This is a genomic window from Desulfoconvexum algidum (genome assembly GCF_055382125.1).
The window spans coordinates 1,521,818-1,548,277 of the sequence record NZ_AP042394.1 but is presented as its reverse complement, the minus strand read 5'-3'; the positions used below and the strand labels follow the sequence as shown (position 1 = coordinate 1,548,277).

Annotated in this window: 26 protein-coding genes and 1 pseudogene; 4 read left to right on the top strand and 23 right to left on the bottom strand. The window is 45.4% G+C overall.

The annotated features are described in order from the left end of the window. Window positions 1-4: 4 nt before the first annotated feature. The 7 genes from ACZ45G_RS07055 to ACZ45G_RS07025 form a co-directional block, all read right to left on the bottom strand. Entirely contained in the window at window positions 5-1,024 is a 1,020-nt protein-coding gene (locus ACZ45G_RS07055) for a molybdopterin-binding protein (RefSeq protein WP_464176422.1), read from the bottom strand. Between the two features lie 165 nt (window positions 1,025-1,189). Beyond that, window positions 1,190-2,197 carry a xanthine dehydrogenase family protein molybdopterin-binding subunit gene (locus ACZ45G_RS07050; RefSeq protein WP_464176420.1) on the bottom strand — a complete coding sequence of 336 codons (1,008 nt, stop codon included), beginning with the start codon at window positions 2,195-2,197 and terminating at the stop codon, window positions 1,190-1,192. A gap of 5 nt (window positions 2,198-2,202) precedes the next feature. Then, the gene (locus ACZ45G_RS07045; RefSeq protein WP_464176418.1) at window positions 2,203-3,498 is read right to left on the bottom strand and encodes a xanthine dehydrogenase family protein molybdopterin-binding subunit; all 1,296 of its coding nucleotides are present in this window, start codon (window positions 3,496-3,498) and stop codon (window positions 2,203-2,205) included. A 3-nt stretch (window positions 3,499-3,501) separates the two neighbouring features. After that, window positions 3,502-3,978 (bottom strand): (2Fe-2S)-binding protein, encoded by a 477-nt coding sequence (locus tag ACZ45G_RS07040; protein ID WP_464176416.1) that lies wholly within the window; start codon window positions 3,976-3,978, stop codon window positions 3,502-3,504. Window positions 3,979-3,996: 18 nt separating this feature from the next. Further along, on the bottom strand, window positions 3,997-4,848 hold the full coding sequence (locus ACZ45G_RS07035) for an FAD binding domain-containing protein (protein WP_464176414.1): 852 nt from the start codon (window positions 4,846-4,848) through the stop codon (window positions 3,997-3,999). A 75-nt stretch (window positions 4,849-4,923) separates the two neighbouring features. Beyond that, window positions 4,924-5,346 (bottom strand): cupin domain-containing protein, encoded by a 423-nt coding sequence (locus ACZ45G_RS07030; RefSeq protein WP_464176412.1) that lies wholly within the window; start codon window positions 5,344-5,346, stop codon window positions 4,924-4,926. A gap of 28 nt (window positions 5,347-5,374) precedes the next feature. Beyond that, on the bottom strand, window positions 5,375-6,547 hold the full coding sequence (locus ACZ45G_RS07025) for an amidohydrolase family protein (RefSeq protein ID WP_464176410.1): 1,173 nt from the start codon (window positions 6,545-6,547) through the stop codon (window positions 5,375-5,377). Between the two features lie 166 nt (window positions 6,548-6,713). Between ACZ45G_RS07025 and ACZ45G_RS07020 the strand changes: the two genes are divergently transcribed. Further along, complete coding sequence (locus ACZ45G_RS07020) at window positions 6,714-6,968, top strand: DUF4931 domain-containing protein (protein WP_464176409.1); 255 nt, start codon at window positions 6,714-6,716, stop codon at window positions 6,966-6,968. A gap of 219 nt (window positions 6,969-7,187) precedes the next feature. Here ACZ45G_RS07020 and ACZ45G_RS07015 read toward each other — a convergent pair whose 3' ends face one another. From ACZ45G_RS07015 to ACZ45G_RS07005, 3 genes are all read right to left on the bottom strand, one after another. After that, complete coding sequence (locus ACZ45G_RS07015; protein WP_464176407.1) at window positions 7,188-7,940, bottom strand: hypothetical protein; 753 nt, start codon at window positions 7,938-7,940, stop codon at window positions 7,188-7,190. 116 nt (window positions 7,941-8,056) lie between these two features. Next, window positions 8,057-9,223 (bottom strand): alcohol dehydrogenase family protein, encoded by a 1,167-nt coding sequence (locus tag ACZ45G_RS07010; protein WP_464176405.1) that lies wholly within the window; start codon window positions 9,221-9,223, stop codon window positions 8,057-8,059. Window positions 9,224-9,463: 240 nt separating this feature from the next. Beyond that, on the bottom strand, window positions 9,464-9,745 hold the full coding sequence (locus ACZ45G_RS07005; RefSeq protein ID WP_464176403.1) for a helix-turn-helix domain-containing protein: 282 nt from the start codon (window positions 9,743-9,745) through the stop codon (window positions 9,464-9,466). Between the two features lie 887 nt (window positions 9,746-10,632). Here ACZ45G_RS07005 and ACZ45G_RS07000 point away from each other — a divergent pair. Continuing rightward, window positions 10,633-11,546 (top strand): annotated as a pseudogene (locus tag ACZ45G_RS07000) (tyrosine-type recombinase/integrase). After that, on the top strand, window positions 11,543-12,607 hold the full coding sequence (locus ACZ45G_RS06995; protein WP_464176401.1) for an IS91 family transposase: 1,065 nt from the start codon (window positions 11,543-11,545) through the stop codon (window positions 12,605-12,607). The pseudogene ACZ45G_RS07000 and the gene ACZ45G_RS06995 overlap by 4 nt, the downstream one beginning before the upstream one ends. 340 nt (window positions 12,608-12,947) lie before the next feature. Here the strand turns inward: ACZ45G_RS06995 and ACZ45G_RS06990 are convergent, their stop codons facing one another. Continuing rightward, on the bottom strand, window positions 12,948-13,328 hold the full coding sequence (locus ACZ45G_RS06990) for a hypothetical protein (RefSeq protein WP_464176399.1): 381 nt from the start codon (window positions 13,326-13,328) through the stop codon (window positions 12,948-12,950). A 215-nt stretch (window positions 13,329-13,543) separates the two neighbouring features. Between ACZ45G_RS06990 and ACZ45G_RS06985 the strand changes: the two genes are divergently transcribed. Then, window positions 13,544-13,894, top strand: coding sequence for a zinc ribbon domain-containing protein YjdM (locus ACZ45G_RS06985; protein WP_464176396.1), 351 nt, complete (start codon window positions 13,544-13,546; stop codon window positions 13,892-13,894). Window positions 13,895-14,090: 196 nt separating this feature from the next. On the opposite strand, the gene ACZ45G_RS06980 is transcribed toward ACZ45G_RS06985, so the two are convergent. From ACZ45G_RS06980 to ACZ45G_RS06925, 12 genes are all read right to left on the bottom strand, one after another. Next, on the bottom strand, window positions 14,091-14,657 hold the full coding sequence (locus ACZ45G_RS06980; protein WP_464176394.1) for a hypothetical protein: 567 nt from the start codon (window positions 14,655-14,657) through the stop codon (window positions 14,091-14,093). A 142-nt stretch (window positions 14,658-14,799) separates the two neighbouring features. Beyond that, entirely contained in the window at window positions 14,800-16,734 is a 1,935-nt protein-coding gene (locus ACZ45G_RS06975) for an ankyrin repeat domain-containing protein (RefSeq protein ID WP_464176392.1), read from the bottom strand. Window positions 16,735-16,866: 132 nt separating this feature from the next. Then, window positions 16,867-17,601, bottom strand: a complete 735-nt coding sequence (locus ACZ45G_RS06970) for a class I SAM-dependent methyltransferase (protein WP_464176390.1) — start codon at window positions 17,599-17,601, stop codon at window positions 16,867-16,869. Window positions 17,602-17,779: 178 nt separating this feature from the next. Beyond that, window positions 17,780-18,079, bottom strand: coding sequence for a PfkB family carbohydrate kinase (locus ACZ45G_RS06965; RefSeq protein WP_464179889.1), 300 nt, complete (start codon window positions 18,077-18,079; stop codon window positions 17,780-17,782). Between the two features lie 294 nt (window positions 18,080-18,373). Further along, complete coding sequence (locus ACZ45G_RS06960; protein ID WP_464176388.1) at window positions 18,374-18,697, bottom strand: hypothetical protein; 324 nt, start codon at window positions 18,695-18,697, stop codon at window positions 18,374-18,376. A 408-nt stretch (window positions 18,698-19,105) separates the two neighbouring features. Beyond that, window positions 19,106-19,474 carry an indolepyruvate ferredoxin oxidoreductase subunit alpha gene (locus ACZ45G_RS06955; protein ID WP_464176386.1) on the bottom strand — a complete coding sequence of 123 codons (369 nt, stop codon included), beginning with the start codon at window positions 19,472-19,474 and terminating at the stop codon, window positions 19,106-19,108. Window positions 19,475-19,764: 290 nt separating this feature from the next. Continuing rightward, complete coding sequence (locus ACZ45G_RS06950; protein WP_464176384.1) at window positions 19,765-20,517, bottom strand: hypothetical protein; 753 nt, start codon at window positions 20,515-20,517, stop codon at window positions 19,765-19,767. Between the two features lie 341 nt (window positions 20,518-20,858). Next, window positions 20,859-21,098, bottom strand: coding sequence for a hypothetical protein (locus tag ACZ45G_RS06945; RefSeq protein ID WP_464176382.1), 240 nt, complete (start codon window positions 21,096-21,098; stop codon window positions 20,859-20,861). Window positions 21,099-21,129: 31 nt separating this feature from the next. After that, entirely contained in the window at window positions 21,130-21,633 is a 504-nt protein-coding gene (locus ACZ45G_RS06940) for a hypothetical protein (protein WP_464176380.1), read from the bottom strand. Between the two features lie 196 nt (window positions 21,634-21,829). After that, entirely contained in the window at window positions 21,830-22,573 is a 744-nt protein-coding gene (locus ACZ45G_RS06935) for a Rossmann-like domain-containing protein (protein WP_464176377.1), read from the bottom strand. 291 nt (window positions 22,574-22,864) lie between these two features. Continuing rightward, on the bottom strand, window positions 22,865-24,703 hold the full coding sequence (locus tag ACZ45G_RS06930) for a hypothetical protein (protein ID WP_464176374.1): 1,839 nt from the start codon (window positions 24,701-24,703) through the stop codon (window positions 22,865-22,867). Between the two features lie 436 nt (window positions 24,704-25,139). Continuing rightward, the gene (locus tag ACZ45G_RS06925; protein ID WP_464176372.1) at window positions 25,140-26,450 is read right to left on the bottom strand and encodes an endonuclease/exonuclease/phosphatase family protein; all 1,311 of its coding nucleotides are present in this window, start codon (window positions 26,448-26,450) and stop codon (window positions 25,140-25,142) included. Between the last annotated feature and the right edge of the window lie 10 nt (window positions 26,451-26,460).

Here is a 26,460-nt window from a genome sequence, read left to right as displayed (position 1 = left end):
TTTTTTATCGCCCAAAAGCACAATTGGGATAACGGCATACCGGGCAATTCTGGCAAAGCCCACCATGCCCCATATCAGCGATGGTATCCGTGGTAATTTCTTCTCCGGCCAGCACACGTGCCAGCATTAAATCATAAATCGTTGTCGGATGATAGTAAACACAAGCGGGCAAACCTAAAATAACAGCCCCGTCCAACCGCGCATATAAAAACATAGCACCGGGCAAAGTCGGGCTTCCATAAGCGATCAGCTCAGCCCCGGATTGACGGACCCCCATTCGCGTCACATCATCCGGGTCCACGGACAAGCCCCCGGTGGTCAGTATCAGGTCACAGCCCATGTCCCGAAGTTCCTTGATTGCTGCCGCAATTTTTTCAGGATCATCCGGTACGAGAATTTTTTTACTATATTCACATCCATATTGCACGGCCTTGGCGCCCACAAATTCATCAAACCCGTCTTTCATGAGCCCCTCATAAATTTCCGAACCTGTCACCACCGCACCAAACCGCATGGCCTTGTATGCCTTAACCCTCAATATGGGGGCATATTCAGCAGCCAGCGCTTCCACCCTTTCGATGCGTTCTTTTTCGGTGGTAAGTGGAATAATCCGGGTGGCCGCAATGATTTTACCTTTGGACACAGGCGTTCCGGATTTCAGGGTCGCAACAATCAAATTACCAATTTTATTAATCTCTCGCAACCCTTCCACATCGACTTTAAGCAGACCCTTGCACTGGCTGACAATATTTGATTTTCCTTCAACCGGTGAAGTCCATTCTAAATTAGCCCCTGAAATTGCCGGTGCAATGCGCAGTGCAGCATCATCTTCGTGCAGCTCTCCGTCTGACAATTCCAAAACGAAAACATGCTGTTTGCCAATTTTTAAAAGCTCTGGAAGGTCTTCTTTTGTAATGCAGTGACCTTTTTTAAACCCCACTCCCTTGAACTTCCCGGGAATAATTCTTGTCATATCGTGAGCAAGTATCGTTCCAACGGCATCTTCAATTTTAATTTGCTTCATTTTATCAATATCTCTATATTTGTATAAATATGATAAAAAAATCTGGGTGCTTTTTTATCAACTGGTTACATCCCATAACCTGACCATTCAAAAGGATAAGTCACCTGGCTAAAAAATATTTATTATCACTATAAACACCCCTTAGCCAAGCGATACCCCCTGCATTTATTCAGCAGCACTCTCCGCTAATGCCCTGAGGATAGCTTCCGGGCTGGCCGGATATTGTGAGATCCAGACCCCAACGGCATCATGGATGGCAGCGCTGATGGCCGGCACCTGAACGTTAGCGGACATTTCGCTAAAGCCTTTGGCGCCAAACGGACCATCCGGGTGGGGCACTTCCACAATAAAATAGCGGTTGTCAGCCGGCATATCTGCGGCTGTGGTGACCACGTAATCGCCAAGGCTGTCAACGGCGCCTTCAACAGAAGGCCAGTTAGGATGGGCGTCCTCCGACAGGGCAATGCCGATACCCATGGCTGACCCCCCATTGATTTGTCCCTTACACCCTATTTTATTAATGGTTTTACCAATATCATAAACCTGGATATTTTTAAGCACTTCCACCCTTCCTGTGCCCGTATCCACTTCCACCTCAACGATTCCTGTAGCAAATGCCACTGCCGCAACAATGGGCTGTGCCCCGGTTTCCGAATCAGGCTCTGCCATGCCACCAGGTCCCGGCGCATATGCACCAATGCCCAACAGGAACTGGGCGCCAAAGGTAGAGGCCCCCCCCACATCGGCCATACTCATGGCCTTGTCCGGTTGACCGGTAACAAACACCTTATTGTCCGTAACTTCTAATTTCTCCGGTTCTGTTTCCAGCATGGGACCGACAAACTCTTTTATTTTGTTCTTCAGATCCTGGCAGGCCAGGATAACGGCATTGCCGCCGATAAATGTCGCCCGGCTGGCAAAGGCCCCCATGCAAAAAGGAGCAATACTGGTATCAATATTTGTAAAAGAAATAAATTCCGGCGGTACATCCAGTTCTTCCGCCGCTATAAGGGTAAACGTCGTTTTTGCCCCCTGGCCAATATCCACAGTACCTGTCATAAGTTCAAAAGAACCGTCGGCTTTGAGGCTAATTTGAGCCTGGTTGGGGTCACCGCCCCCATAAAAACCTGTGGGATAGCCGATGCTTGCAATTCCAATGCCTTTCTTTTTCATAACTGTTACCTCCCTTCCGAATGCATTGCTTTAAGGTGGTCCGGAAGTTCAATATTGGCCATTTCCGCCGCCTTTTTCATGGTTTCGATTAGACCCGCAGCCTGAACTTTATACATGGCCGGTCCGGTGTCGCCATTACGCCATGCGTTGATAAAGCGTATCTCAAATGGGTCCATACCAATGGCTTCCGCCAGTCGATTCATCTGCATTTCAGACGGATACGTTGCGTTGAGAATAGCAAACCCCCTCATTGAACTGGCCACAGGCTTGTTGGTATAAACGGCGTAACCATCGTACCAGACATTGGGCACCGCATAGGGACCGGCAATAAACTGTGTTTGTTTATCAATACAGGTAGAGCCCATGGTGTTGTATGCGCCCATATCATGAATGGCCCGAATCTTATGGGCCACAACACGTCCGTTTTTTTTAACCCCTGATTTATATTCAAAGATTTCAGCACCCCGTTTGCTTGAATACAGCAGGTCCTCTTTTCGTGTCATTCGGTATTTGACCGGTTTATGCAGCTTGAAGGCCATCAGGCCGGCCACATGGTCACAATGGATGTCATTTTTACCACCGAATCCACCACCCACGGTGCCGCCCACCAGGCGAAGCTTGCTGAACGGCAGGTTGAAAACCCCGGCCAGTTGACCCAGATGGTAATTGCGTGCCTGACTTACGGTGTGAATAATCAACCGCTGATTGCCATCCAGGTAAGCCACTGAAACATGGGGCTCCATGGCGGCATGGTCGTGCATCTTGTCTATGTATGTCTGGGTTACAATCTCATCCGCTTCGGCAAACCCCTTTTCAACATCCCCTTTCCGAATTTTACGACAATCTCCGCTGTTAAACTGCCATAAATTGCTGTCTGGATGGACCCTCACTGCATCGGGTTTCATGGCTTCCAGAGGATCAAACACCGGTGTTTGTTCTTCAATTTCCACCACGATCTTTTCCAGGGCCTCCTGGGCAGTGTCTTCATCCACGGCTGCTATGGCTGCAATGCGTTCTCCCTTGTACCGGATATTCTTTTCCACGAAAACGGGTTGATCCCCGGCTCCGTTGTAAGCATTGGTTCCCGGAATATCCCGGAAGGTGAGCACCCCGGCCACCCCGGGCATATTTTCAGCTGCGGATGTGTCCAGGCTTTTGATTATTCCCCTGTGCACAGGGCTGTGCAGAACTTTGACATACAGCATGCCGGGGCGTTTGATATCATCAACATAAGTCGTCGTACCCGTAACATGGCCAATTCCGTCAACCCTCGGGAAGGTATGCCCGATATATTTTGACATAATTTACTCCTTTCCTTTGTGGTTAACAAACGATTCCACCGCATCGATAATCTCATGATAAGCACCGCATCGGCAGATATTACCCGAAATGGCACTAACAATCTCTTTACGCGTCGGGTTGGGGTTTTTTTCCAGAAGTGATTTGGCTGACATGAGCATCCCCGGAGTGCAGAACCCGCATTGAGCAGCTCCCTCTTCGTGAAATGCCTGCTGCAGTGGATCCAATTTCCCTTCATGATCCACAAAAGACTCCAGGGTGCGGACTTCCCGGTTGGCAACAGTAAGGGCAATCGTCAGACAGGAGCGCACCGGTTCATTGTCTAACATAACCGTACAGGCACCGCAGTCTCCGCTGTCGCAACCCCGCTTGGGGCTCATAACATCAAGTTTTTCCCGCAAAATATCAAGAAGGGTGTCCTCTGGGCGTACCAGAACTTCAACAGGGGACCCATTCAAAGTAAAGGCTAAATTATATTTCATGACGTGCATTCCTCCTTTCTAAAATTTTATATCCGATACCAGGGCCAGTGCTTGGGCAACGATTTCCTGGCCTGCCTGCTCACGATACCAGGCGGTCGCTCTCTGATCACTGATGGGGCTGGATTCTTCCACTGCCTTCTGGGCACAGGCGTTAAGCAAGGATGAGTCCAATACCTTGCCTGTAATCATCTCTTGAGCTTTGGGGCAAAGGATTGGGGTTGGGGCCATTGCCCCCAGGGCAATCTTTACCGATTTACAGGTCGAACCAGCCATCTCAATGTCTACGGCTACACTGGCCACAGAGCACTGCAGAGCATTTCGCCTACCGAGCTTGAGAAAAAAAGATTTGCCTTTTGCCGGCGGAATAATAATGGTTTTAATGAATTCATCCGGCTGTAAAATCGTTTTACCAGGGCCCACGAAAAATTCATAGATCGCGACCCTTCTCTCTCCTTTTGAATTCACCAGGCACAACTCTGCATCAGCCACCAGCAGGGGAGGCACCAGGTCCGCAGCCGGAGATGCATTGGCCAGATTCCCGCCAATGGTCCCGACACTTCGCGTGGCATCACACCCGGACAGGCGAGCAGCCTCAACCAGGGCCGGACAATTGGTTTGTAACCAGGCATTGGTTATCAATAACGCTGTTGGTGTAGTTCCAGCCACCAGAAGCTGTCCATCCTGGATCTGAAAATTTTCCAAACCAAGGCCACCGATGGAAATCAGGACCTCAGGTCGACGTTCATAGTAGTTGATCCGGGGAACCAGGTCTGTGCCACCGGCCAAAAGGGTCGCTTTCTTACCGTAACGGGAAAGCAAGACCAACGCCTCTTCCAATTTCTTTGGAGCAAAGTATTCAATTTCTTTCATCCATTACCTCCGTTTTTATTAATTCCTTCCATGTTCGAAAATATCTTTCAATTACCGGAAAACCGCATCTGATTTCTATTTGGTTTCAACTCCTTCGGGTGCCACTGGATAGCAGTCTTCACCGTTACCAGGACAATCAATAATACAAATCAATTCAACGGTTTCATCTCCAACGACAGCCACCCGATGCGGCTCGTTCGAACGGATATAAATGGTGTCGCCCGGACCGGCTTCGTATTTTTTCCCCTGGTCATTTTCGATCATTACCCGACCTTTAAGGATATGGGGGCACTGCTCATACGCATGATGATGAAAAGGAGTGTCTTCCAGTTTTGCAGCCGGTTTCATGGTAAATTTGCGCACGGCAAAATTATGCTGATACCCCTCATCACCCACATCATTACTCACAATCCACTGAACAAGGTGTACCCCCTCTGCCAGTCCGAAATAACGACCGACATCCTGGGTTTCAACCTCTTCTAATTTTCTGAGAATCATTTATAATCTCCATTTATCAATTATTTTTCTATTCAAAACCTGTATCGCCGGTATGAAAAACCCCCCGCGCCATGATCAGATCCACAGATCTCAGAGCAGTAATATCTTCAAACGGATTTCCCCGGACACCAATCAAATCGGCTGATTTCCCCGGTGCCAGCGTGCCGGTAAGAGACTCAATCCCACACACCTTGGCGGCGTTATGGGTAGCTGCCTGAATGGCTTGTGCTACAGAGGCCCCCAGCAGGGTAAGATATTCAATTTCTTTGGTCACCCCACCCCGACCATGAACCCCGTCAGTCCCTACAGCAAAAGAAATACCAGCAGAGATGGCCGATTTCATGGAGCGGATTGCTGCCGCCTGTTCGTTAAGATGTGGCGTGATCAACGGTTCAGGAAGATTATGAATTCGCGGGGTTGACATATAAAACCCGGGAGTCATAACAAGGGTTGCACGGGACTGACACAGCATCTGGATTTCAGCATCTGTGAGAAAATAACCATGCTCAATGGCATCCACTCCCTCATCAAGACACCAGGAAAATCCTTGTCCGCCAATACAATGAACAGCACTGGGGCGTCCAACTCGCCTGGCTTCCTCTGCAATCAGGGCAATTTCATCATGGGAAAAAAAACAGGGAATCGGTCCGGGACCGTGGAGGGTGCCTGTGACATAAAACTTGATAAAATCTGCACCGCCCCGGATATTGTCTCGAATGGCAATCCGTATCTGTTCAGGGCCATCAAAGGGGCAACCGACAAAACCATGACCGGCACTGGAACGGATTCCCTTGCCTGAAGTTATGATACGAGGCCCTTTGAGGTATCCCGATTCTATGGCCCGCCGACATTCAAAGTCCAAAAACGCTTTGTCCCCTAAACAACGAACAGTGGTCACCCCGGCAGCCAGATCCGCTGCCATCCCCTTGGCCGCTCTCAGGGCAAGCGCTGCCACCGGGTCTGCCATACGTTCCAAATAATTGGGCAGTGATGAGTCCAGGGAAAGATGGTTGTGTGCGTCTATCAGACCCGGCAGCAGTGTCAAGCCCCGGCAATCAATTCTTTCGACATCTGGTGGAAAGGTCAATGATTCAACCGGCCCCACTGCAACAATTTGTGTATTATCGACCAGCACAGCACAATCCGACACGGGACCTTCACTATACCCGTCAAAAAGCAAGTCACTCTCAAGTAGCTTCATCCAACATCTCCTTCCAAATAGTTCCATCAAAGATGAATATTTGAACCAGCTAAATCATCACTGACATATTGTCATCTGATGACCTGTTTTATAATCACTTCCTTTCTGCTTTGTCAAGGGAAGTATGAAAAAATAATAAAGACTTGAAATATGGGCCCAACCGGATATGAACACCAATATGTTGTGCCCGTATCCGGATTTAATCAAGCAACTTTACCCAAACGAAAACCACCGATATATCCTTATGTTTAAGAATTTCGGTCCGGCAGCAGGCGGCAGTATCCCTCATACGAACAGTCAAATTATTGCCAGGCCGGTATTGCTTCGAGTTATGCTGCGGTTCCAGGCTGTTCTTGATTTTGTAGAGTATAATTATTTTCTGCACTCTGCGCCCTTGGTTCTAAAAATATCGGTACTATGATCCACGAAGACTCCCGTTACCGGGTTTGCCTGTGGATTTCACTACAGATCTGCTGGCTAAAGCATTGATCAGGTGGGACTTTCTTCACCTACTCACCCACTGGGTAACAATAACGAATTTTTAAGGCCCTATGCCTTATCCCATTGATCTGGATTTAGCTCGGCGCGAGCATATTTTTTGTTTGAATTAAGTAAGCTGTCCCCATAATTATGCCCAGAATTACGGTATAGTATAATCCTTGATGTGCTCAGCCACAAATGTTGCGATATAGATTATCCAGAAGATCAGGAAAACATGCAGGACGTCATTTTCAGAGAACCAGATACCCTTTGCCCATAATTTTTTTGTGATACCTAATTTGTTGTAAATCCAATAAGCCATCATAGTGCAAAACAGTAAAATCCAGGAACCCAAAAGAACAAGATCCATGTCGTAACTGAACATATAGTACCGCCATGCATTCAAGAGACAAAAAAACAAGAAAACCGGTGTCGAGACCCAAACCATGAATCCAAAAGTTATCAGGGATTTTATTGGCACTATTCCCCCGATAAAAACAAGGATAACATATACCACGGAACTCATTACTGCATATCCAAGCAGCACCGTTTGAAATGTTCCTGTTGTACAGGAATATGCTAAAGCGACCAGCATCGCATTCATGCTAACCTGCTGAAAAATGAGATAAACGACCTCCCACCAACTGGTCCAAGAGCAGAACTGCCTCCCTGCACATTTGATCTCGTAGGCAAATGCCTGGTAACTTGTTCCGGCAAGAAGCGCGCCGATTCCCCACAGTAAAAGTGAAATACCCCACCACAGTCGGGAATTCTCGCCATTTTGAATTTGGAAAAAATATAGGCCAACGCCAACGGTCAAAAAGCCCAAAAGATAAACCCAAAAGGTTGAGAGGGGTTGACTTATGATCACCTCTTTGGAGGCGATCCGAATCTTTGAGCAGGGTTGTTTCATACACCAGTTTTCTGGCGTTAGGTCAGGATCATCATGTGGAATCGATTTCAAACGTTTGAAAACGGACAACAATACTTTCGAAATTTTAGTGATGAGCAAAGACATCGTTGATTCAGTTAGGGTAAATATTGATTTAAATCATCGATTGGCGGTGGAATCAAAACGAATTTACCAACATGTTTTTTATTTGTGAATTCACGTTGTGCCTCAACAATTTTTTTGAGTGGAAACGTTTTTGCCAGAAGGGGTTTGATCTCACCTTTTTCGATATAGGAAATAAGGTTTTGGAAAATAGGCTCATCCCACGCAGTACATCCTATCAGCGTCAAATCCTTTAGATAAAAGTCGCGCATATCAAGTTCCACTATCGGACCGGCAATGGCGCCCGAGGATACAAACCGACCGCCTCTTTTCAATACTTTGAGCATCTCCCCAAAACAATGTCCTGCAACATTGTCAACGACAACATCTACGGAGTTTTCACCCAAAAATTCCACAATATCCTCGTCACGGGCAATGACCTGATCTGCACCTATTGCTTGTACTTTTTCAAGTTTTGCTTTCCCTGCGATAGCTGTTACAACCGCTCCCCGCCGCTTTGCCAGTTGCACGGCTGCGGATCCGACACCGCCCGAAGCGCCCGCTATCAATACATGTTCACCCTTAGCCACCTTTGCCCGGTGAACCATATTTTCAGCCGTACCATAAGCGCATGGGATGGTGCCAAGCTCGGCATCGCTCCACTCACAGTCCACAGGAAAAACTTCGGTTGCAGGTACTTTTACAAATTGTGCAAACGCGCCGTCAAAATCAGAAGCCATCCAAATATTTTCCAATGAATCCCAGCCTTTACTGCGCATACAGGACCGAACCAATACGCGCAAGCCCACAAGTCTTTTATCACCCCCCGCTGCAACAGCAACCACCCGACCGCAACAATCTGTACCCTGAATGAACGGAAATGGTGTCACCTCATTCCAACCGCCATCACCCTGTTTTTGTGCGTCTTGTTTTTCTTTTTCACCAGTTGTAAGGGATTCCGTGCTAGTTGTTACCTTGGAAGAGTACCAGCCAAGGCGGGTATTGATTTCAGTATTATTTACGCCAGCGGCAAGTACCTGTAAAAGGACTTCATTTGAGGCAAGTTCCGGAATCGGAACATACCTGTAATCAAGTTTCTCATAACCGCCGTTTCCAGTTGTGACAACTGCTTTCATGGTCGTTATGCAATCTTTGGTATCAAAGCGATCCTTTACAGACGTTGTTGTATTTTCTTTTTTCATACTATCCCTTTTATTTTGTAAATACCTTCTAATGAGTTCACAAATAAATTCAAGACTATTATGTTATTACTTACTATATAAAAAAATTTATGTAAAAAAAACAGCTCTATAACGAAAATCACTGGCTCGTCCGGTGTATTTTTAAGTTGAGATTGTAAAATTTTCAGATGTTGCAGATATATTATGTATACTCTAATTCTATTAAAGATTAAGAAAATACTGAGCATTATAATTCATGGACTATGCAAATTCAAGTTTGAGCTTTTTACCAAGGGCCACGGCAACTCTTTCCAGAGTTAGAAGTGTTATTGATGAATTTTTAGGGTCCAGCAATCTATCTACTGAAGAGCGGCTTGTTTTCATTTTTTTTGCCAAAGCTGTTTTTGAAATATTGCGTAATTCCATTTCCTGCTTGATCTGATAAGCGAGTATGCGTTTGAGAGCAGTTGCCTCAGCCACTGCCATCAAATCTTCCTCTTGAAGGAAATCATCAAAACTACTTCCAATATGTTTATCTTTCATCCTTAATCCTCCTGATATTGTTTCAACCTTGAAAGAGCTGTTTTAATATCTTCTCCAATCACTTTCTTGTGCCCCTGGGGTAATAATTTAAGCCATTTTTTTTACAGGTTCCGCCCCTGAATTTGCTTTATAAAAATGAGCTTTTAATTTAATGTCATCATAATCCACATGCAAATGTGTACCAAAATTGGGACGATTGTCAATGCCAAATGAACCTGATATTCAGTTGGGTTTCTGGCTGATGAAATTTTTAATAAGGAGCATAAAGATAATGTATCGGGTGTTTTTTGTATAAGGGAGTCAATATTGGACGCTGATAGGGGTTAAAAATTAAAGAAGTTTGACAACTGGAATTGCGTAAATGATGGCACCACCAATAAAAAATAGTAAAAAAACAATTGAATGCCAATGATTGAGTTTGAAAAATATAATTTGTTCAAGTGCTCTCAATACCCAAAAAATCGCTATTCCGGCCAAGATTGTATTTCCCAATCGTGTGGTCAATAATTCAGACGAATGAAAAAATGAAATATAGGAAAACATTAAAAAACAAAAGATTATAAATACTTCCGGCGATTAAGAGCTGTTTCATAATATACCCTTATAATTGTGGACGATTTCTTTGAAAAATCTGCGGCGGAGTCCGTATCATTTTTTTTGTTTTAAGACCTTAAAAAAAACAGCTTAACCTTGTCTCCAGTTTTGTGGGGGAGGATCACCTGTCACCTGGGTGGCTTGGTTGGACGAAGCCGCTACGCGGAGACAGCAAGCCCCACCTCTTTTAAAAATCAACATATTGTAACTTTACCTTCTTATAGTAATATACCGGGAAAGGCGATGCCAACGCATCCGCCATTGACCAGTTACTTCAAAAAAGGAGGTTTACAATGAACATCAGCATGCCCAATGATCCACAATTCAAAGAGTATTACCGCAAGCATCTCCAGTACTTAAAACTGGCAGGCCTGCAACCCAAGACCATCGAGGCCTACTCACGGGCGATCAGGCGGATCGGCAACTATTTCGACTGCCGGGTCGAGAACCTGACCACAGACCAACTCCTTGATTATTTCACCGACCTGCTCGCATGTCGTTCCTGGAGTGCTGTCAAGCTCGACCTTTATGGTCTGAAGTTCTTTTACACCAGAGTGCTGAGCAAGACCTGGGAAGACATCCCCCTAATTAAACCGCCAAAGGCCACCAGGATTCCGGATATTCTTTCTGTTGCACAACTCCAACAACTGGTCTATGCCACGCGCCAATTGAGTTATAGGGTTTTCTTTTTTACCTCCTATTCCTTAGGCTTGCGTCTTGGAGAAGGGATCCGGTTGAAGGCCGGCGATATCGATTCTACCAATATGCGAGTCCACATCCGTGACGCCAAGGGGAACAAGGACAGGTTGGTCCCCCTGCCGGAGAAAACTTTACGGATTTTGAAGGATTTCTGGTCTGTCCATCGGCACCCAGAGTTCCTTTTTCCGAACCGGAAACGGGGTCTGAAAAATGCACATCTGGTTAATACACCCTTGGACAGAGGCGGCATTCAGAGCGCCATGAAGGCTGTGGTCAGGCAACTCGGCATCAAAAAAAAATTTCATGCCACTCCCTGCGCCACAGTTATGCCACCCATATGCTGGAATCCGGCGTAGATCTGGTCGAACTCCAGCAGATTCTGGGACATGTCAGCATCCTGACCACCTCCAGGTATACCCACCTGACGACCGTCACCAGGAACAACGCCCTTCGGGCCGTCAACTCCTTGACCGACACCTTCGATATTACCTGGGGAGGTGTCAAATGATTCTGATTTCCACAATAATCAACAATTTCAAGCATGGCTTTCTGGAGCAATACAAAGATTCAATCCTGCCCAGTCACCAAAAGGCCCTTTGGGCTATGGAGCAGTGCAGGCAGACGCATGGCCCGCACATGCTGGCACAATGCACCGATCATGACTGCGGCGAAAGAAAATATATTCCCCACTCCTGTGGTCACAGAGACTGCCCCCATTGCCAGAACCATGAAAACCAGCAGTGGATCGAAAATCAACTGGACAAGCAACTCCCGGCCGAATACTACCTGGTCACCTTCACCCTCCCAAAGCAACTTCGGGCCTTGGCATGGAGGCACCAGAAAATCGTCTATTCCTTGATGTTTGATTGTGTTCAGGAAACCTTAAAAACCTTCACCCGGAACGACAAAAAACTTGGCGGAACAGCCGGGTTCACCGCCATACTCCACACGCATTCACGAGAGCTCAATCATCATCCTCATATTCATGTCGTCATGCCCGCGGCAAGCATCAACATTCTGACCGGTTTATGGAAAAAAAAGACCGGATACCTCTTCAACGAAAGGGCCATGGCAAAGGTCTTCCGGGCAAAGATGCTGGAAACTCTGGTCGATCAGGGCCTGAAACTGCCCGGGGATTGTCCCCAAAAGTGGATTGTTCATTGCAAAAGCGTCGGCAACGGCGACAAGGCCATCATCTACCTTGGAAGATATCTTTACCGAGGAGTCATTCAGGAAAAGGACATCCTGCGATGCGAAGACGGCATGGTGACCTTCCGCTACCTGCCCGCAAAGTCCAAAAAGTACAAAACACGGACCGTGACCGGAGAAAATTTTCTTTATCTGCTCATGTACCATGTCCTGCCCAAGGGTTTTCACAAAGTCCGGTGTTATGGATTCCTTCATCCCTGCAGCAAGAAACTCATTAAATTCCTCCAGGTGGTACTGCGGTTCAATCCGCTCCGCATGCTTGCTGGCAGACAGAAAAAACGCCCCGCAATCACCTGTCCCATTTGTGGAGCAAAGATGGAAATCATCCAAACACAAATTATCCTGCCGCTGCTCGCCTGACCGGCATGAACGATCCGAAAGGAGGTGTTGACTAATCCAAACTCCGCACATCACTATGCGTGAAACAAAACCGGTTCTCCCGGCAACGCATACCTGCGCGCAAAAAACAGCCTTTTTTGCTTCAAACGGCCTCTATAATCTGATGAATCTATTTCAAAGATCAATTTTTCGAAAAAAGAACCGGTCCTGCCCCACATCCGCCTGATCCGGCGACCCTGCCTCGAAAAAGATCAAAAAGCTATTTTCTATATATGGTGTGACCGGGCTTGTCCAACAAACGGTTCAGATTGTGGCTCGCTCCGCTTACACAATCTAACCTTATTCGTTAGACCAGCTTTGTTTATTTATAATTCGGTTTGTATAAAAGGTCTCTCTTTTTAAGTTTAATTTTTGATCCTTTTTTTAGTACAAACATTGGAGGAAGTTCTGTAATAACCTCGCCAATAAAATTTTCACTCTCATTCATAATTAATTTTACATCTAAAAATCCGCTTTGATACCCAACTTCATTGTTGATTGGCTTCGAGATAGCAAAAAATGCTCGGACGGTATATATTTCCCCGACCTCTATATTAAACGCCTTCTCAAAATTGGGTAACTCCTCAATCATTTGTAATAATTCTCTTGGATAATATCCATTTTTCTTAGCATTTTCTGGATTAAAAATATGGTACTTATTTTTTATTAAATCCATCTGAAATAGATTCTTTTTCTTTTTCACAAATTAAACACCGTTTAAAAAATTAATATTACTATGGGGCTAATACCACCTAATAAGCGATATCACCAGCTTCATTTGGATTGTTGAAAAATTTCAAAAATAAATCTGTCCCTTTTTTCTGATGAAGTTTTCATTTGTCTTTCACTGTGATAAGTGCTTCACTGCATGAAAAAAATATTTTAAACCAGTTTATACAATCAACAAGGAATTTTGCTATGTCAGTTGAAGAAAATATGTGTCCCAAATGTAATTCACCCTATGCCTATCCCGATGGACTCCTGTGGATATGCCCTGAATGTGCTCATGAGTGGGTACCTGATCAGACTTCTGATACCCCCTCGGAAGATGCACCACGATTCCTTGATGCCAATGGCAATCCTTTACAGGATGGAGATACTGTCACCACCATCAAAGATCTTAAGGCCGGGAAGGACACAATGAAATTGGGTACAAAGGTCAAAAACATCAAACTCCTTGATGACCCTGTAAATGGCCACGATATTTCTTGTAAAATTTCAGGCTTCGGCGCCATGTACCTTAAATGTTCTGTTGTTAAAAAAGCGTAAAGGGAAGTTTAGCTCTTAATAGATTACCGTGCTCTTTAAGATATTTATAAATTTCCTGAAAGATTGGTGGAGAGTATGTCACGGACTTTGTTCCGGCCAGATGGCCCCGAAATTGAGGCCAAAAGTGCAAACAGATGAAGAATCCCGTTGAGAATCAGCTCTGAAATCCCCATACCTATCTTCTATCCTTTCGGTGTCATATGGCCAGGATCGCCCGGCGTTCCGGAAAAATCAACCTGCGGATGTCATCAATGTCCCGCCGGGCGAACCCATTGACGAGCATGAGGTTGTGGACCTGGCCCAAAAGCCTGAAACGGAAATCAAACCCCACGGCTTTTTCAAAGGTTGCATCCCCACGGAACACATTTAACAGCTTGAGGAACAGGGACAACCGAACCGCCTGGTGGTCCATCAGCGCAAGCATCTCTGGGGTATACCCGGACTGGGCAATGGATTCTGTGACCACATACATCCCTTCAATGATGCTGCCGTAAAAATAATTGATAACAATGCAAAGACGTTGGTCAGAATCCAGTCCCCTGTCAATCAGCTTTTGGAGAACATCGGCCATGGTATCGGACCAAATCTCATAATTCTGAATCCGGTCTGGATTTTCGATAAACTGCTTGAGCTTCTTGGACAGAGGCATGGTGAATCCGAGTTTTTCGTTCAACATTGTTCTGGCTTTCAGGCTGTCGGCCAATTCACGTTTTTTCATAAACAGAGCCGCATACCCCGCATCAAAGGTATAAACGCCTGCCATCAATCTTTACGAACTTTGCGCTTACAGTTACAGTCATCCCAGCCGGCGTTGCCCGTAACATGACTTACATCGATATGTGTGCCAACGGTTTGTTCTTCGGGCCAATCGAGATGTGGATTATTTCAACTAACGGCATCATGGGTTACTTGCGCTTGTTCAGCCTGATTTTATTGTCGAGTATCAACATGCCATTTTCCAGTTTCCACTTCATGGAAGTCGGAGGGGCACCCACAAGGTTCCAGATCATCAACTCGTTGTTGAATGTGTACTTCCCCTTCTGGGCCGCAATGACCGGATTCATGGAACCTTTAGGGATATTCTTCAAGAACTCCGGGGTTAACCTTGAGTTAAAGTCAAAGGTGCCGTTCTGGTTAAGGACGATTGTGTACAAGGCCTGGGGCATTCCATCTTGAAAGCCTTTCCAGGTCCCGACCAGGGCAGGGACAATGACACTTTTATGAACAATGGGGACCTCGGACTTGACGCCTTTGGACTCAAGAAGCCTGACGCTGCCCTTATTGCCGGAGCGGTTGGCGTAACTCATGACCGATTCGCCTGCGCCGTTTTTCAGCTGAGCATTGGCGCCCTTGTCGATCAAAAGCGTCACAAGCTTTTGATTGCCGGCACCCGCCGCCAGCATCAGGGCAGTTTCGCCCTTGTCGTTGACAAGATCAAGACTTGCCCCTGAATCAATCAGCAAGGCCCCTTTCTCGTAAGATTTGGACTGGTCAGAGCACCCGGCGGCAGCAATGAGCGCCGTTCTTCCGTTTTCCGACGGAAAGTTAATGTCACCCTTGTGCTTCACAAGCGACTTGATGATGGCCAGGTTATCCTTGTGCTTGAAGGGGTCGGGATTGGAGGCGGCATACACCAGCGGGGTGACAAGTATGTTCACCGGCGACTTGACGTTGATCTTGGCACCTGCATCCACCAGAACCTCCACCATGTCCGCATCCCCATGAAAAACGCCTATAATAAGCGGCGTTGCGCCGGATTTGTCGAAAATCTCAAGATTTGCCTTGCGTTTGATCAAAAGTTTAGCAAACTCGATCTGGTTCGCACCAGCTGCATTATGCAGCGGCGTGCCGCCCGTGGCCAGGCTTTTAAGGTCGATGCTGGCGCCATTGTCCAGCAGCAGTTTGCCACCCTCCACATATCCAAAACGCGCGGCCAAGTGCAGGGCGGCATAACCGCCATTGCCCCCTTTGATCTGTTGCAGGTCCAGTTTCGGCTTGAATGTGATGAACTTTTCAAGAAAGGTTAAAACTGTTTTTGCATCATCGCCGCCTAGGAGGGTGATGGCCGTCATCAGCGTTGTCACGCCGCCATTATTCACCATGTTGATATTGGCGCCCTTGGCAACAAGAGAATCCAAGACCTCGTATTTTTTGTGCAGAAACGTTCCGATCAGCATGGAGTCGCCCTGGCCGTCCGGCTGGTTAATTTTTGCACCATGGCTGTGGAGGAGTGTCACAGCCGATAGGTCTTCCGCTTCCACAACGAAACTGAGCGGCGTCCGGCCCCCCCTGGTCTGGGCATCGACTTTGATGCCTTTCCCCTGGGCAAGAAGCACCCGGATGGTTTCCGTGTGATCCCGCTGTGCCGCCTTAATTAATGCGGTATTTCCTTTCGACCCGCGCGCGTTCACCTGGGCATCCAGTTGCAGAAGCGTGGACACGGTTTGGGCCTGTCCCATATGCGCGGCAAGGATAAGCGGAGTGCGTTCCCACTCACCAAAACTGTCATACCAAACGCCCCGCTTGTCCACCTCCAACCTGGGCGACCCGAGGATCAGTTTGGTTATTTCCTGGTTATCGTTGCGCATGGCCCAACACAGCATGGTATCCCTGTCATATATGCCGTTCACGTCGCTGCCGCTTTCGATGGCGGCCCGGGCCCGGGCAAGGTCTCCTCTGTATATGGCCGTAAAGAGTTCAGGCTGGCTGGTATCTCGCGCAAAAGCAGCATACTGGGGGGCAAATGCCCCGGATATAAGTATCAACACGAGAAATATTCCAAGGGTGCAAATCTTATTGACCTGGTGATTCTCCAAATTCAAAGCGATGATTATTTTCATGGCGGGTTCTTAGGATTAAACCTTCCTCTTTGTCAAGAAAATGATACGCCCGGAATATAGCCAAGCCCTGTGTGGGCATCAAAATGGAGCCGCTAAGATCTCTTTTCTACGTCTATTGGAAAACCAAACACCTTATTTTGTCCAGGATGCCAGAGTGTTACTGTAAAATGTAGTTATAAGCCGGGCTGTCCCTCCCAGCTCTGATTTTATTTCTTTCAGCAGTTCTTCTGAGCTGTATCCCTTTCGGAATGTCGTATTATAACCTGTTCTGATCAAATAACCATCCTCTATGCGACGAATTATTTCATACTTATGCTCTACAGGCCAAAGCCCTTGAACCGTCAAATAAGAATTGCCCCCGTCCCGGAGAGTTTTTGCAATCAGACGGTATACCTGCCTTCTGTCCTCCGGTGGCAGTATGTTTACTACATAATGGGCCATCACAATATCATACTGCCTGTCTAGGACGGAAGGATCAGGACAAAAGTTGGGATCATAGTCTGTCACATTCCGGCATCCCGCCTTTATTAGTGCGTCCCCGGCAAAACGATCCATTCCGGTACCCAGATGCAGAACTGTTTTCTCTGATACCAGTCCTTCCTGACAAAGGTAACGGACAGGCTGAGAGGTCTGTTTAGTGTGATTCAAGGCTGTCAGCCGAGAGGAAATAACAAAGGGAGATTTCCATGGATAGCTTTTAACAGAGGCATTTACCTCTAAATCTTGTTCCAGTAAAAGCTCTATTGTATGCAGATCCTCAGACCAGCTCTCCGTTCTTGAATCGTAACGATACTCCTGCATTCCGGAGCCATAAACCGTAAATGATCCGTTTCTATCACGGGTAACTACCCAACCCGCTTTAATCATTCTTTCCGATAGTCTCATAATACCCTTGCGACAGCTGCAGAAAATCTAATCATGTCACATCTCCTAATTCTCAAGTAAGTGATTATAAATATTCACTTACTCACTTATTCTATTTGAGAGGTCTAAATTATTAAAGACCTGAATTCAAGTAATAAGTGCAACATCAGTTATTTTTGTATCATTTTTTGATGAGGCACTCATTCGGAGAAAGATAGCCCAGCTTCTTTCTATGGCGGTTATTGAGTAAGTTCTGTACCTGTCTGATCGGAGTGCGCGTTATAAAAGTATTAACATCCTGCTTTGTTGCAACAAAGCATCCTTGCTCACCATGGGATATGGCGACATTAGAGATTTTGTATTTTTCAAGAAGCGCCACTGCCATGTCCAGGGGATGACTTTTGTGAGTCAGGTCCTTTGCCCCTCCAATGCAGGGTATAAAAAGGTCACACAATGATATCATCTCTTCTAATTCATCAATTGTTGCAAGTTTTAGATTACCTTAGCATTTGCATCCGGTAGACGGTAGAGTTGAATTACCTGGTCGATGGCATTGGTTCCCAAACCAATTACGTCTAGCTTAGTCATTATTTCCCTCTTCAATTAAAGATTTATCCGCTCTCAAATATTTGGGGTCGGACCAAATCAAAAACTTTAACCCCTTGATTACAAATCTTAATTTTCGTGGCATATGTGTTTTATGCCTCTTAGCGGGTCTATTTTGGCATCAAAATGGACCCGCTAAGAGTTGTTTTTCGTGCTTTTCCAAATAAAACTATATGACACCTTCGGTGAGTGCAAGGGCGATCAGACAGGTTTTACAGATACCTTCACACATGCTGTCAAAATAGGGCTGGAAGTCGTGCTGTGCAAAAATGGTCCCGGGGCCGTTGTCGAATTTGTATCCGTCTACTCTTTTTAAATTTCGTTCAAGCCTCATATCGAAACTCCACCCCTTTTCAACCAGAATTTCCATGATACCCCAGGCCTGGGTGAGATATTCCTCATCCCTCAACCCTCCAAGTTTGACATTAAAATTTTTTTCCACGATATCCAGGAGAGGCGCTTCCTCCAAATCCAATATGGTATCTCTATCCATGCTATTTATCTCCTAATATTAATATTATTACTATGTCCCAAAAAGGCTTTTTGAAACCTCCTGTCAAGCCTTTTTTAATTTATTTTAAATTTTGGGCCAAAGTTGCCCCCACGTCTGAAATTCCTTGGCAAATATCATTATTACCCAGTACCTTTATCTTCTATGGGTTTTGACTAATAAAGGAGTTATTTGAGATTATTTTAAATATATTAACAATGAGTTACGTCTGTTTGCTTGGTCCAACCCCATCTTATATTCAAGCCAAATACTGATGACCTGATCAATATCCGATTGTTGGAATTTTCGTATCATGTATGTTTTATGCTCATAACGCAGCGTTCAGGGACGGCAGGCTTTTCCGGCGGCCCCTGCAATAGCTATGTTATAAAAAATATTTCCCATTTTGGTTTAGTCTGCGTATTCCGTATTCTGCAGAATTTTAAGCTGCTCTATGGTTTGTTCGGTCACTTTTTTATTTTTAGTAAAAAAACGTTGCAAACGTTCGATAAGCTGTTTTTGTTTCGTCTTATCATTGGAATAATATTCATGCGTCAGCAATTTTTTGGCCCAAGCTAAATTATATTGCACTTCTTCAGGGATTCGTTCTCCGTCATGACGAACTGCATTTTCTGGGCATACATCATGACAAACCCCACATCGTATACATTCGTCTTCATTTATAAAGGCAATGTCTTCTTCCATCGAAATTGCCTCGACAGAACATTCATCGATGCATGTTTGGCATCCCGTACACAATTCTTTATTTATCCATGGCATTTAGTTTTATCTCCTTTTTTTAACTTAATCAGTCCCTGCAGTTTGTTGCAAAATTGTTTATTTCTATAACATAAAAAGCACCTGTTTACTCGGTGCATTTTATGGTTGTAAAAAAGTAGAATATTCCGGAATTCATTATGACTTACTTTTCTTAAACTGCTCTTTTTAGTATCAAAAAGTGCCGTTTAAGGCCACAATTTACCCCAAATATAATTATTACATCCATAATATCAATTACATATCTTGGTCAGACCCCGTCTAAACACAACACTTTTTCCTCCCCGAAGAGACTATTGACAATAGCCCAGGGTGTCTGTAACTGTCTTCACCGTAACTGTCGCCCCTGATCGAATTACAAATTCACTCAGGCCGATCTCATTGTCCGGATTTCCCCAGTCATATGTATATCCCAGCCTTGTCCATGGATATCCATCAGGGCCATATGAAGTTTGTATCAAGTCGTTTATCCACTTCCGATGGGACTGACTGACCGTGACATATCTTCGGGATTCAGGAAGATCGAGCTCAGCCTCATGGTCGCTAATTTCAGGGTCCGGGGATGGACGGAACAGATCCTTTGGGGAAACCCACATTTCCACAAACTTTGTTTTTCCGTTGCCCGGCGGTAAGCCCAGAAGCTGTTCAAGCCGCAGGGGAATATTAGCTGCCGGGATAGGCTGTCTACGGCAAAATATTTGTATTTCAGGGGCAACCGTGACCCAGACCGGGCGGGATAAATCCACAGGTTTGCCGATATGATCATCATATCCGTTCCAGGAGGTCCAGGTGACGACCAGAACATCCCCTGTCTTTTTTTCCCACCTGAGATTGTCATTTGACTGCACAATCGCCACAAGATTTTTATAAATTTCACTTTGCTGTGCCACTTTTGCATCTTCAATCGCATTTGAATAGGCCTGTTCAAGCATGGCCTGCTGCATGACCGGTTGTGGTGAAATATGTGAGCAAGCCGATAAAACCTGGAGAATGACCAACAACAGGATGATATTTTTAAGATAAAAACAATTGGGTATGTTTTTCATGGTACGAGGATTCCTTTTTTAATTTCTCCGGAGCATAACAAATTATTAACTTGTTTTTTGAGCGCAACGAAAAAAATTAAGTTTAATTTTTGGTTAGTTTTTATAAATTTTTATTTTGAATATTTATCTTTCAATATAATAATTTTTGTACACAATTCATCAAATTCATAATCAAGTGTATCTTCTGCAAAATTTATCTGCGATTTAGTACAATTTTCAACACCTCTCATTACTTTTGGTAGTATACAACTTGATGACTGCTTTATAAAAACTCCAAGGGCATCGACTACTTTTAGAATTGGGTAAAGTTCATTTACCTATAGAGGGGTGGAGTTTCCCCTTCAGAATGTCTTGAAAATGGTATCTGGCAGGCTCACTTTTTCCCCAACTCCTCCCGCAATATATTTTTCCTTAAAACTTTCCTTAAACATTTCTTTGGCCAGGTCACCGCTGCAATGAGTTGGACACACATACTTGACTGCTGCATTTTGTAGAGATTGTATCACTTGTTGTATCGCTGCAGGATTATCATCCAGTAAATGAAATCCTCCCATTAAAAGAAGGATTTCTTTGTCCATCATCTGTCTGGCCTTTCTTTGCATATTGAGTCAATCATCCATTTTTTAAGAAATAGAGTAGCAGATTTTCTCCATCTTCTGGTGGGGCTGAAATCCAATATCCCAATTGTTCCTGGCAAAAAATATAGTGTACTTGTCCCATCCCAAGAAATTTATACACTTTGATTTTGTTACTGATAAAGGTTTCTGGGTCATGGAATGGTGAACGAGGATTGCTCACCATTTTATCTGCCATGACCTCAGCCTGCTCTCTGGTCAGATCCGCGGTTTTGCTGCGTGATATCCAGATCATGGCGGGGCGTTTTCCCGTTAGCTGGTAGGTGCCGATGGCCCCGGCTTCTACGATAATATCTTTGCCATGCAGGCTGTTGATTTGTTCCAGGGCTTCGGTTCCGGTGACCAGCTGAACCTGCTGCCATTCGCCGATACTTTTCGGTAATAATGAACCGAGGTTCTGTTGTTTTTTAGCTTGCTGGCTGCAGGCACATAGCAAGGAGAACAGCAGGAGTGACAAGCCAATTGTGATTGTCCGTTTCATAACAAAAAAATCTCCATTTCTTTTTCGTTTCAAGTGATTTCTTTTTTTGTGACATCAATGAGTGCTATATCAGACATGATCAGGGATAAAATATCGGTTCTCTCTGGGCGTGAAAGGCCGCCTTGTGCTTAGATCAAAAAAGCCGGCACCAGGAGTCTGATTTCCCTGTGCCGACAACAATCCCATCGCCCTTCAATTACACAGACATATTCACGAACTTCACATACTTCTTCAGCAGCATCGTGCCGCCGCCCTGAGAGATAACTCTCTTGAGCGGTTCCGGATCTGTAACCATTGATCCGCTGAGCTGGGTGATTCTGGAATCACGGAAGGCCTCGGGACAGGCAGGTGTGGACGGGCCGAGGAGAACCGCAGCCCGATTCCTCTTCAACTGGCTCAACAGGTCATCAATTGTTCCATTGATGATACTGGTGGCAGTCAGAATGGCGACATCACATTTGGCGAGGAGGTCCGGACCTTCACTCAGGTCGTTGATACCCGGTTTTGCTGAATCAAGATCAATGACGTGAAACGTGCATCCGGTTTTTTTTATCCTTGGGAGAAGGGGGGCGAAATGACCGACCATCACCACACTGTCGGTAGGTTGGATGTTGAGCATGGAAATGGCTTCCGCGTCGCTGTAATCTCGTTTTTGTCTGGAGTTTACCGCGTTAAACGTCGCCAGCCCTATGGCCCGTTCAAGATGGCTGTTGCTGCTGAGCAGATTAATTGACTCCAGTTCGGAGAAATTCTGCATGGTGCCCGCTTTGGGCATGTGAGTGCAGGAAGAACCCGCGCTCCGTGTCGGTGTCCAGGCGATGCCAGCAGCGCCGTCCTGCAGTTCAACGCAGGTATAACCAAGACCTATCCGCACATCCACCAGGTGTCCTTCCTGGCACATTTCCTTTCCGATATTTTTCAGGGTTTCTTCAATTTTCATCTGTTCGTTCCTTGTCTGTAATTTTATTAAAATTATGGGGCGTCCTTCATCTGTGCCTTACACTTGCTGGAGCCATTCCCTGATTAGGAGGTATTTTCCCAGCAAGAAGAGTAAAGTACTTTTATGCTGTTATAAAGGATACCAATGATGGTTTCAACTCTTTCGTGATTTGCTTCCCGCACAATGTAACTCGCCCTTATTTAACTGAATACGCGGAAATCTCCGCCGTTCAGGGTTCATTGGTGATATACGTTCCTATAGTTTCAACATCTGCTATCGATTCCAAGGCGGCTATAAAGCGGATATTACCGTGCAGGAAGGCGGCACGATGATCGCAGGGGTATCATCATCTTCCAAATCAATACTTTTGTCCATATCATTAACATAAAAATCTTGGGAGATCGGCCTTATGAGCAAAACATGCTTAAAGCGGATGGTTTCATATGCTCCCCAGCCAACACATTTACCTAAAAAAAGTACAGAGGGTAAACGGTCATCCAAGGGATTTCTCTTGTTGACATATTTATGTATCGCCTCTAACAGCTTTATCAATACGTTCAGTCTTTCTTGTTTGGCTTTGATTACTGTTTCAAAATTAATCTCCATCATCTTTCGGGCAAAATTCATTTTATCGGTTAATGATTTTTCCCGGAAAGCCGTGGGCTGTTTATTTTTTACCTTTTCCAATAGAGATTTGAGCCCCTCAATCATTTTTCTACTGGTAGAAAGGGAATTGATCAACTGTATCTCTTCTTCAGGAGTGATCTCGTCACGCGCACGCTCATATTGCCTAACAAGGCTGTCGATGCTACGAAGCTGACTGGACCTGGGTTTTTTAGTTTTACTTATCATTCGCCAGTGATTATAAGTCAGCATAAGACGCCAATGCCCGGTATCAAGAAAAACCATCTCCAGGCCGCCCGTCTCAGTTATACTCGGTGACTTTGGGGGCTCAGCCAGTGACTTGACCTGCCTCTTGATTTTGTCACTCCCAGGCAGTGACTTCATCTTTTTTTTATTGGCTTCATCCAATACCTTAATTTGAGCATATCGTTTTAGCGCTTCTCTTTCTATAAACCCCTGCATATTGTTCAACTTTGAGAAGGCATCGTGGAGTTTGTCACCCAACGTGGTAATATCATTGGGCTGCAAAAATAATTTTGAACGTATTTTGGTCGCAAGTGACTGGGTTTTCCCTTTGAGGATAACATCAGCAAAACCATCCATCAGACGGTTCCACACCACAGATGCACAGTTAATCTGGTTGGTTATCATCTGCCAGTGTTGATTGGGTCTGCCCTGGAAAAGTGTCCAGGAAAATTGGATAGAATCCAGAGAGAGCCCCCAGACAGGGAGAAATTTGGTTTCATCCTCCGTTTCTATCCTTCTGATGTAAGCGCAGGGAAGGTAAATTTTTACGTCGGGAAGTTTACCGACACTTAAGACCTCTGTCCAACTTTTAATATTACTTTTGACCTTATCAAGATCAAATTCACGTCCCTTAGCATAGGCCGATCCCTTTTTAACTTTATGGTTACTGCGAAGTCCTATTTTACTGTTCTTTACCATGGTATCCATATTTGCGAAATACTCGGTAAACCCCATTTCTTTAAAGGTTGGATGAAAAGATTCTGCATTTTTCCAAATTTTTTTCAACCCGAATTTGGCATGGCCGGGATCATTTGTGCAGAACGCTCTGTAAAAATAGGACGCGTAAATTGCAACTTTTGTTTCCTCGGACATCTCAGCGTGCTGATCTATCCAGTAATTGTCATGTTTTGCACCGTGCCTTGCCTGAAAATTTGGCAGGACTGCCGATTTCACCCCTCCCTTATTCTCAACCCTTGTTGCTTTCTCGGCATCCGCCGCACCTCCGCTAGGCCACCAGCTGATATAGTCGAAGCGCTTAACCTTCTCATCGTCTTCATCTATTCTCTTTAACTTCATGGCGGCATGCCCCGGCGTCATAAGGTTCTTATGACGCCAAATCACAAGAACCACCTCTTCGTCATGCTCTATGGTTTCTCCGGTCGATTTGTCAAATTTTAACCCAATCAGCCGTGAATGCTTATTGGCGATGGGACGCGGCTGTGGTAATTTTATCTTTCCCTTGGACTTGGTAACAAACATTTATACAACTCCTATTCAGAGATAAAGCAATGAACCCTCTGGTTTTATACCCTTCTCATCTGTTTTAAATAATCGTTTAGATAGTTGATGGTATGAAATTTTAGTCGCGAGCCTGATTGAGCTGTCACCAAAATATTCTGCAACATCAACAACCTCCTCCCCCGACTCGTTGTTTTCAACTTCGGTTTCGTTGCTGGATAGCCGAATGGATGGCTTCCATTATTTCCTTCTTCTGAGATGCACTCCAGGATTTCTCGTTTCTATTTTAACAAGGGGCATATTCTCCTCCTGGTGTATGGTAGTTGACACCGAACACCACAAATAACAAACTCGCCCGGTGGATTTTGATTGTTGATATATATCTCATTTCCAGAACCCTAATTCATAATTCAAGATGTGACCCCGTGTATTTCCCGTTTTTGGCAACTCCTGATTTTTAGAAGTCGGACGTGGTAAACCCTTCGAGATAGTTGTCGGCGTAGTCGATCTTGAACGAAGTCCAGAGGAGTAAGTGATCCGATATTTGATTCTTCCGGTAATACCCCTTGAAGTAGTCATGAACCCCATCGCTGATGTATTTTTCAAGGAATACCTTATCCTTAAACTTCTCCTTCAATTCCCCGGCATCTTTCTCCAGTTTTGCAGCCTGTTCATTCAGTTTCTTCTGTTTTGTAGCCGACTCTGTCTTGGCTTTCGCTCTCTTCTTCGCAGCTTTTTCCAGTTTGATCTTAGGTTGATCCTTCAAAATCTGCTCCTTTTCCTTGATCTTCTCAACATGAGATAGGCTCAGCGTCCTGTAAAAATCGCTGTCCTTGGTTGAGCCGGGTTCGCTTGGGCCGTCCCGGTAGATAAATTCGCGATAATCCAGGACGCCGCCGGAACCCTGCTTGAAACGCTTGTCCTTGATTCGTACTGCAATCTGGTCAAAGGGCTCTCTCGTTGCACCGGTATTCGTGTAGACTTTTTCAATATCGTCCGGCACATCGAATCCGTTGTCGGTTAACGCAGCTTTAGATGGACTCCCTTCATGAATGTTGAAATCACCAAGCAGTATGTAGTTCGCAGCGCTCGGGGTAATGTCGTATTGTTTCTTTTTGGCATACTTTATTTCACGTCTGCGTTCATTATCGCTTCGCGTCCTGAGCTGCTGTGCCAGGTCTTTTATTTCCTCGGTTCGGAGATTTCTATCCACTCCTGATTTGGCGCCGTAGTGAATGTGTACCGAGCAGAGCTTGAATTTAAACCAACCAGCCTGAAAACCAATATAAAAAGGTGAGCGCGCGAGTTGACGAGGAGCGACGGAACCGGTTTCACTTTTAATTGGTGGCAGAACGAATTCACCTGCTTCCCGGCTGAATGTAACTCGTTCCTTTCGATAGAGGACAGCCATACGCTCGTCGTTTCCAGCACTCCCCTCGGTGATGTCTGAGACAACATAATCCCATTCGCTGCCGAGGTAATCCCACAGTAAAGACTTGAGTTGCGTAAGATCGCGTTTAACCTCCTGGATAGCAACCAAATCGAAATGGTCGATAATCTCAGCAATGTAAAGGAGAGACTCTGTGCTCCGCTTGTAACCGCCAGCACCGCCGAAATGCTTGAGGTTCCAGGTAGCGATCTTCAGTTCACCAACATCTCTCTTTTCCGTTACCTGCTTGCGAAGCCCAGCGCGGAGAGAGAGTAGGCGTTGGGCTAAATGTTTGCGGTGTTTTGTTGTTAAACGACGAATTTTCCAATAATAGGTCATGGTATGATAT